We start from the raw sequence: 8062 nt of genomic DNA on the forward strand, positions 1-8062 counted from the left end.
ATGTTAAATGTAAGTTAAAACTATAACATTTAAATATATTTATGTTAATATTTATATTATTAAAATTTAACAATAGGAGAGTAATAAATGGAGTTTGTTAAAAATTTTTTAAAAGGCGTTGCAATTAGTATATCTCAATTAGTTCCAGGAGTAAGTGGTGGAACAATTGCAATGATATTAGGAATATACGATAAGCTTTTACATGCAGTAAATAATATTTTGAAAGATTTTAAAAATCAATACAAGTTATTATTACAAGTAGGAGTTGGAGCATTAGTAGGAATATTTTTATTTAGTAATATTGTAAAAACTTTGTTTGATAATTTCCCTATTCCAATAGGTTATTTATTTATAGGTGTTATTTTAGGTGGCGCGCCACTTATGTTTAAAAAAGCTACAGTTAAAGGATTTAATAAGAAGAATATCTTATTTTTAGTTATGGGAATTATAATAGTTCTTATGATGGGTACTCCTGATAATGATGCTTCATCAATTATAACTAATTTAAGTATTTTAAATTTTATTTGGCTTTTTGTAGGTGGAATAGTAGTAGCAGTTGCACTTATACTACCAGGAATAAGTGGATCCTTTATGCTATTTGTATTAGGATTATATAATACAGTTATAACTGCAGTATCACAATTTAATATTTCAATATTAATACCTATAGCCTTAGGTGGTATTTTGGGCACTTTATTAAGTGCAAGAATAATTGAAAATTTATTAATTAAATATCCAGAACAAACCTATATATTAATCTTTGGATTTATTTTAGGATCTGTATTTTCTGTTTTTCCAGGAGTAGATGGACTGAACAGTATAGTAGGTGTATTTTTAGGTTTAGTAGGATTTATATTTACATATTATATTAGTAGAAATGAATAGAGGATTTAATAAAATAAACTATATTAAAAGTGATTTTGATTAAATTGAAACAGAATGCAAAGGTGCTATAGCAGAAAGGAAGATTAAAGCTACAGAGTATCTTTGTATTTCTTTTTGAATTTATTAACTAGATGCATATAAAAATACATTATAAGTTGTTATTAATATAAAGTCTTTATTAATATAACAAAAATTGCAAATTGTCAGAAAAAATGTTTACAAAAACTGGATTGAAGTATATACTAATAAAGTAATATTAGTTGTAAGAGAGATTTTCTAGTATATTAAGCTATATCTTAAATTTAATATATTTAATAAGAGAAATTATCTAAACAACATAAAATAAATTAAAATTAAGGAGGTAGAGATATGTTTATTAATGCAATGACAATTAAAAACAAAACTAAATATATAGGATATTTTATTAGTAGCTCTACCAGTAGGATTAATTTATAATTTGCTATAAAAAGTTTAAATTATTAAGTATACTGCCATGAGTTATTATGCTCATGTTTTTTTTATGCACTTATTTAGTATAAGAGTGATATTTTAAAGATCCTGGGTAACTAGGGTCTTTTTTATATAAAAAATAAATTAAAGGAGGAATTGTGAAATGAGTATTTTAATAAAATCAGCAAAAAATAAAAATGAAATAATGGAAGGTAATAGAAAGGGAGGATTTCTATATGTACGTTTACGGAGAATTTAATAATATATTTAATAGTAAAAAAGAAACTATAGAATTTAGAAGATATTGCAAAGATGAAGGGGTATGCCCAATTCAACTAAGAATAGAGGCTTTCAAATTGTGTAGAGATAAAAATAAGGAATCATTTAAAGGTATATTAGGTTTAGTAAAAAAGATAATAAAGTATAGAAGAAATAGAATATTAAGCTAATAAAATAAAAAAACTTTCAGTGATATAAGTAAGTCTCTCTATTCTTGATATAGAGTTAAAGACTTATATTACTTGAAAGTTTTTTTCATAAATATAAAATTTAATTAAAATTTTAATTGATGAAAACGAATATCAATTAGTTGACAATTGAGAAATATAAGAATATAATTAGTTAGAAGTCTAACAAAAGTGTAGGTGTAAAGAATGAGTGAAATAAAACATGTAGGAAGACAAATTAATATACTATCTCATAAAATTAAAAGAAGAATAGGAAAAGTCGGATTAGAACATGGAATAAGTGGTATGCAAGTAAAAATTTTAGGCTTTATATATACGAATTCTTCTAAGAGAGATATATTTCAAAAAAATATTGAAGAGGAATTCGATATTAGAAGGTCTTCTGTAACAAGTGTACTTAACTTAATGGAAAAAAATGAGCTTATTAAAAGGTGTAGCGTTTCAGAAGATGCGAGATTAAAAAAAATTATACTTACAGATAAGGGAATTGAGGTAAATAAATTAGTTTACAAAGAAATAGTTAGAATAGAAGAAATTATTTCTGATACACTTTCAAAAGAAGAGTTAGATGTTTTTATAGGTAATTTGGTAAAGTTAAACAATAGTATAAGCGAATAATTTTATTTAATTATTTAGTTAGAAATCTAACAAAGATTTTGAATTTCAATAATTATATTAAACAAAAGGAGGAATAGTATGATTAAAAAATTATCTAGCTATATAGCAGAGTATACAAAAGATTCAATTTTGACACCTGTTTTTATAGCTTTTGAAGTAGTACTAGAAGTTATTATTCCGGTTTTAATGGCCATGATAGTGGATAATGGGATAGAAAAGGGAGACATGAAATATGTAACTATAGTTGGAATAATAATGCTAATTATGGCATTCTTTTCATTAACCTTCGGGGCTGCAGCTGGAAGAACAGGGGCAAAAGCTTCAACAGGATTTGCTAAGAATTTAAGAAGAGCAATGTTTTATAATATTCAAGACTTTTCTTTTGCTAATATAGATAAATATTCTACTTCAGGACTTATTACAAGATTAACAACAGACGTTACAAATGTTCAAAATGCTTATCTTATGATTATAAGGACCTTCGTAAGAGCACCATTTATGCTTATTTCAGCTATGGTTATGAGCTTCTATATTAATTCCAAGATGGCATTAATATTCTTAGGAACAATAATATTCTTGTCAATAGCGTTATATTTAATTATATCTAATGCGCATCCCATATTCAGAAGTGTATTTAGAAAATATGATGATTTAAATGCTAGTGTCCAAGAAAACTTAACTGGCATAAGAGTAGTTAAAGCCTACGTAAGAGAGGGTTATGAAATCAATAAATTCCATAAGGCTTCTAAGAACTTATATGATAAATTTATAAAGGCTGAAAAATTAATAATATTAAATGCTCCTGTTATGCAATTTAGCATGTATACAATACTTCTTTTATTCTCATGGTTTGGAGCCAAATTTATAGTTTCTAATACTATGACAACTGGAGAACTTATGAGTTTATTTGCCTATGCAGGTAATATATTAATGAGTCTTATGATGTTATCAATGGTTTTAGTTATGGTAACAATGGCTAAATCATCAGCAGAGAGAATAGTTGAAGTTTTAGAAGAAGAAAGTACATTAAAAAATGGAGAAAATCCTATATTTGAAGTTAAAGATGGTTCAATAGAATTCAATAATGTAAACTTTAGTTATAGTGATGATAAGGAAAATCTAAGTTTAGATAATATAAACTTAAAAATAAAATCAGGTGAAACTATAGGGATTATAGGTGGAACAGGAAGTGCGAAATCTTCTTTAGTTCAATTAATACCAAGACTTTATGATGTTACAACTGGTAGTGTTAAAGTTGGAGAAATAGACGTTAGAGAGTATGATATAGAAACTTTAAGAAATGCTGTATCAATGGTACTTCAAAAGAACGTATTATTCTCAGGAACTATTAAAGAAAACTTAAGATGGGGTAATAAAGAAGCTACTGATGAAGAGTTAATAAAAGCCTGCAATGCAGCACAAGCTAGTGAATTTATTGAAACTCTACCAGATAAATATGACACTTATATAGAACAAGGTGGAACAAATGTATCTGGAGGACAAAAACAAAGACTTACTATAGCAAGAGCGCTTCTTAAGAATCCTAAGATATTAATATTAGATGATTCAACAAGTGCAGTAGATACTAAAACAGATGCATTAATAAGAAAAGCTTTTAAAGAATCTATACCTAATGTAACTAAGATTATCATAGCACAAAGAATTTCTTCAGTAGAAGAAGCTGATAAGATAATAGTATTAGATGATGGAAAAATTAATGGTTTTGGAACACATAAAGAATTATTAGAAAGTAATGAAATATATAAAGATGTTTACAATGGACAAATGAAGGGAGCTGGTAGTGATGAAGTCTAATATTAAGAGAAACAACTTTGGACAAAAGGGGCCAGGTCCTATGAGGAAAAGTAAAAATCCAATGAAGACATTAAAAAGGCTTTTAGATTATGTATTTAAAGAAAATAAATTTACATTTATATTAGTAATTGGCCTTATATTAATTAGTTCCCTAGCAACAGTTTCAAGTACTTTATTTTTAAAGAAATTAATAGATGACTATATAACACCATTTTTAGGTCAAACAAATCCTAATTTCACACCATTGTTAAAAGCAATAGGTATTATGGCTATTATATATTATACTGGAACATTAACGACATATATTTATAATAGATTGATGGTATTTGTAGCACAAGGAAGTCTTAAAAAGATAAGAGATGATATGTTTGAGCATATGGAAAAGTTACCGATAGGATATTTTGATACTCATCAACATGGTGAAATAATGAGTCTTTATACTAATGATACTGATACATTAAGACAAATGATTAGTCAAAGCTTACCGCAACTTATTTCATCTGTAATTACAGTAATTAGTGTATTTGTATCTATGATAATCTTAAGTATTCCTTTAACTTTTGTTGCTTTATTTATGATACTTATAATGTTTATGACAATAAAGGGTATAGGTGGTAAAAGTGCCATGTACTTTGGTAAGCAACAACAGGATTTAGGAAAGGTAAATGGATATATCGAAGAAATGATGGAAGGACAAAAGGTAGTTAAGGTCTTTTGCCATGAAGAGGAAAGTAAAATTGCTTTTGATGAATTAAATGAAAAGCTTAGGGATAGTTCAGATAAAGCTAATACCTTTGCAAATATTTTAATGCCTATAATGGGTAACCTTGGATATATAAATTATGTATTAACAGCAATAGTTGGTGGAGTTTTAGCAATAGGAGGAATTGGTGGATTTACAATTGGATCCTTAGCATCTTTCCTTCAACTTACAAGAAACTTAAATCAACCTATAGGCCAAATGTCACAACAATTTAATGCTGTTATAATGGCCCTTGCAGGAGCAGAGAGAATATTCGAAATGCTAGATCAAAAGCAAGAAGTTGATGATGGATATGTAACATTAGTTAATGCTAGAATAGACAATGATGGAAATATAGAAGAAGTAAATGAACGTACTGGATTATGGGCGTGGAAGCATCCACACAGTGATGGTACTATAACTTATACTAGAATGAATGGAGATATGGTTTTTGATGATGTTGACTTTGGATATAATGAAAAGAAAACTATACTTCATAATATAACTTTATTTGCAAAGCCAGGTCAAAAAGTTGCCTTTGTTGGTGCAACTGGTGCAGGTAAGACTACTATAACAAATTTAATTAATAGATTCTATGATATTCAAGATGGTAAAATTAGATATGATGGAATAAATATTAATAAAATAAAGAAGGATGATTTAAGAAGATCCTTAGGAATAGTACTTCAAGATACACATTTATTTACAGGAACTGTAGCAGATAATATAAGATATGGTAAATTAGATGCAACTGACGACGAAGTAAAAGCTGCTGCAAAGCTAGCAAATGCAGATACCTTTATAAAGCATTTGCCTAATGGGTATGATACTAAAATAACTGGAGATGGAGCAAATCTTTCTCAAGGACAAAGACAGTTACTTGCAATAGCTAGAGCAGCAATTGCAAACCCACCAGTATTAATATTAGACGAAGCTACTTCAAGTATTGATACAAGAACTGAGGCTCTAGTTCAAGAAGGTATGGATAAGTTAATGGAAGGTAGAACTGTTTTTGTAATAGCTCATAGACTTTCAACAATTAAAAATTCTGATGTCATCATGGTTATGGAACAAGGAAGAATAATAGAACGTGGTAGTCACGATGACTTAATTGAAAAGAAGGGTAAGTATTATCAATTATATACTGGTGCCTTTGAATTACAATAAATTAATGAAAAAAATCTTAAGTATTAATACTTGAGATTTTTTTCATCTATAATAAAATTAATATATACAATAATTTTGGGGGAGAGTACTTATGAATGCGAAAATTAGAATGGCTGAGGAAAAAGATATAGAAGAAATACTAGGAATTTATGTTCCATATATTAAAGATAGTACAATAACTTTTGAATATGAAGTACCAACTATTGAGGAATTTAAAAAGAGATTTTATAGTGTTAAGGAAAATTATCCGTATTTAGTTTGTACTATAGATAATAAAGTAGTTGGATATGCATATTCTAGTAGGCATGCCGAAAGAGCTGCATATATGTGGGATGTAGATTTTTCAATATATATTAATGACTCATATTTACGTTATGGCATAGGTAAGGCCTTCTATACTGCCTTACTTGAAATATCAAAGCTTCAAAATGTTAAGAACGTATATGGAGGAGTTACAGAAAATAATATTAAATCAGAAAAATTGCATGAATATTTTGGCTTTAAAAAGGCTGGAGTATTCCATAAAACAGGATATAAATTTGGGAAATGGATAGATGTTATCTGGTATGAAAAAGATATTACTGAATCTGACGAAGCCCCAAAACCAATAATCTCAATAAAAGATATAAATAGTAGAGATCTTCAAAATATATTAACTAATGCACAAAAGTTAATTAGGACAATTTAATAATAGTAATAAGTGGTTTTCTTATTTTTAAGAAGCCATTTTTTTATTTGTAAAATTAATTGTCACCTTAAATAAAAATATGGTTGACTATATGTTGAATAGAAAGTATCATATTAAATATAAATTCAAAAAGTAAAATATTCGCTAGTATTAACTTTTTAAAAGATGAAGGAAAGAGGTAATAAATATGAAAATAAATGAATTGACTAAAATGTCAATATGTATAGCGATAATATGCATATCAGCTTATATTTCTTTTCCACTACCATTTTCACCAGTAATGATCACAGCTCAAACAATAGCTATTAATTTAGTAGCATTAATACTTACTCCTAAGCAATCATTTATAGTTATATTATTATATATAATATTAGGAGCTTTTGGCTTACCTGTATTTTCAGGAGGAACAAGTGGATTTGGAAGAATATTTGGACCAACAGGGGGATTTATATTAGGGTTTCTAATTATAACTCCGCTAATGAGCTATTTTAAAGGCAAGGATTATAATTTTGAAAGATACTTATCTGTAACTATAATTATTGGAATGATTGTTTTATATGCCTTTGGTGCAGTATTTATGAGTGTAGTTCAAACTATAAGTATAGTACAAGCTCTATCGCTAGCTGTATTTCCTTTTGTAGTGGGAGATATTTTTAAATGTGTCTTAAGCTCCTTTATAGCTGTTAAATTGAATAAAGTAATTAACAAGTAGATTAATTACTAGATGGTATATAACTTATAGTATATCTATAGATGAAATTAAATGTACAATTCAAACAAGGAATTATATGGTGAATGATAAACAGGATGATAAAATATAGATATAGTATAAATTTAAAGGGGATGATTTTATGAGTAAGGATAAATTATTACCAGCTTCAATTGTTTTTCTTGGAATTTCATTAATTATTTCTGCAATGATTATTTCAAAGGGGGTAGAAAGAAATGGTCAATTTGCTGGAGAGGGGGTTTCAATAGGGTTAAACAATATAAATAACACAATAAATAATATAATGAATTCAGATAATTCTAAGGAGATATTAACTATTTCTGAAGCAGCAGATTACTTGGATATATCTGAAGATAAATTAAATAGAATTATAAATGGTAGTGAAGGGAATAAGACTGGAATTCCTAATACAAGAATAGGAAATGAGCATTTATTTAGTAGAAAAGCTTTAAATGAGTGGGTAGAATCTTCTAATGAGATTAGGTAACACAAAATTATAT

General features: G+C 27.4%; 8 protein-coding genes. All 8 read left to right on the forward strand.

What is annotated here, in order from left to right; genetic code table 11:
• Nucleotides 1-87 precede the first annotated feature (87 nt).
• The 8 genes from E6248_RS10235 (at nucleotide 88) to E6248_RS10270 (ending at nucleotide 8049) form a co-directional block, all read left to right on the forward strand.
• A complete protein-coding gene (locus tag E6248_RS10235; RefSeq protein WP_316340708.1) occupies nucleotides 88-885 on the forward strand; it encodes an undecaprenyl phosphate translocase family protein in 798 nt (265 codons plus the stop codon).
• A gap of 686 nt (nucleotides 886-1571) precedes the next feature.
• The gene (locus E6248_RS10240) at nucleotides 1572-1784 is read left to right on the forward strand and encodes a hypothetical protein (protein WP_316340709.1); all 213 of its coding nucleotides are present in this window, start codon (nucleotides 1572-1574) and stop codon (nucleotides 1782-1784) included.
• A 204-nt stretch (nucleotides 1785-1988) separates the two neighbouring features.
• Nucleotides 1989-2420, forward strand: coding sequence for a MarR family transcriptional regulator (locus tag E6248_RS10245; RefSeq protein WP_316340710.1), 432 nt, complete (start codon nucleotides 1989-1991; stop codon nucleotides 2418-2420).
• A 78-nt stretch (nucleotides 2421-2498) separates the two neighbouring features.
• Entirely contained in the window at nucleotides 2499-4235 is a 1737-nt protein-coding gene (locus E6248_RS10250; protein WP_316340711.1) for an ABC transporter ATP-binding protein, read from the forward strand.
• Nucleotides 4225-6144 (forward strand): ABC transporter ATP-binding protein, encoded by a 1920-nt coding sequence (locus tag E6248_RS10255; protein ID WP_396335146.1) that lies wholly within the window; start codon nucleotides 4225-4227, stop codon nucleotides 6142-6144. Before E6248_RS10250 ends, E6248_RS10255 begins: the two co-directional genes overlap by 11 nt.
• Before the next feature lie 91 nt (nucleotides 6145-6235).
• Nucleotides 6236-6832 carry an N-acetyltransferase family protein gene (locus tag E6248_RS10260; protein ID WP_316340712.1) on the forward strand — a complete coding sequence of 199 codons (597 nt, stop codon included), beginning with the start codon at nucleotides 6236-6238 and terminating at the stop codon, nucleotides 6830-6832.
• A 187-nt stretch (nucleotides 6833-7019) separates the two neighbouring features.
• Entirely contained in the window at nucleotides 7020-7544 is a 525-nt protein-coding gene (locus tag E6248_RS10265; protein ID WP_316340713.1) for a biotin transporter BioY, read from the forward strand.
• Between the two features lie 139 nt (nucleotides 7545-7683).
• Complete coding sequence (locus tag E6248_RS10270; RefSeq protein WP_316340714.1) at nucleotides 7684-8049, forward strand: helix-turn-helix domain-containing protein; 366 nt, start codon at nucleotides 7684-7686, stop codon at nucleotides 8047-8049.
• Nucleotides 8050-8062 lie beyond the last annotated feature (13 nt).

Origin of the sequence: Clostridium sp. (genome assembly GCF_032552055.1) — a bacterium.
In the GTDB taxonomy this organism is placed as follows: Bacteria; Bacillota; Clostridia; order Clostridiales; family Clostridiaceae; genus Clostridium.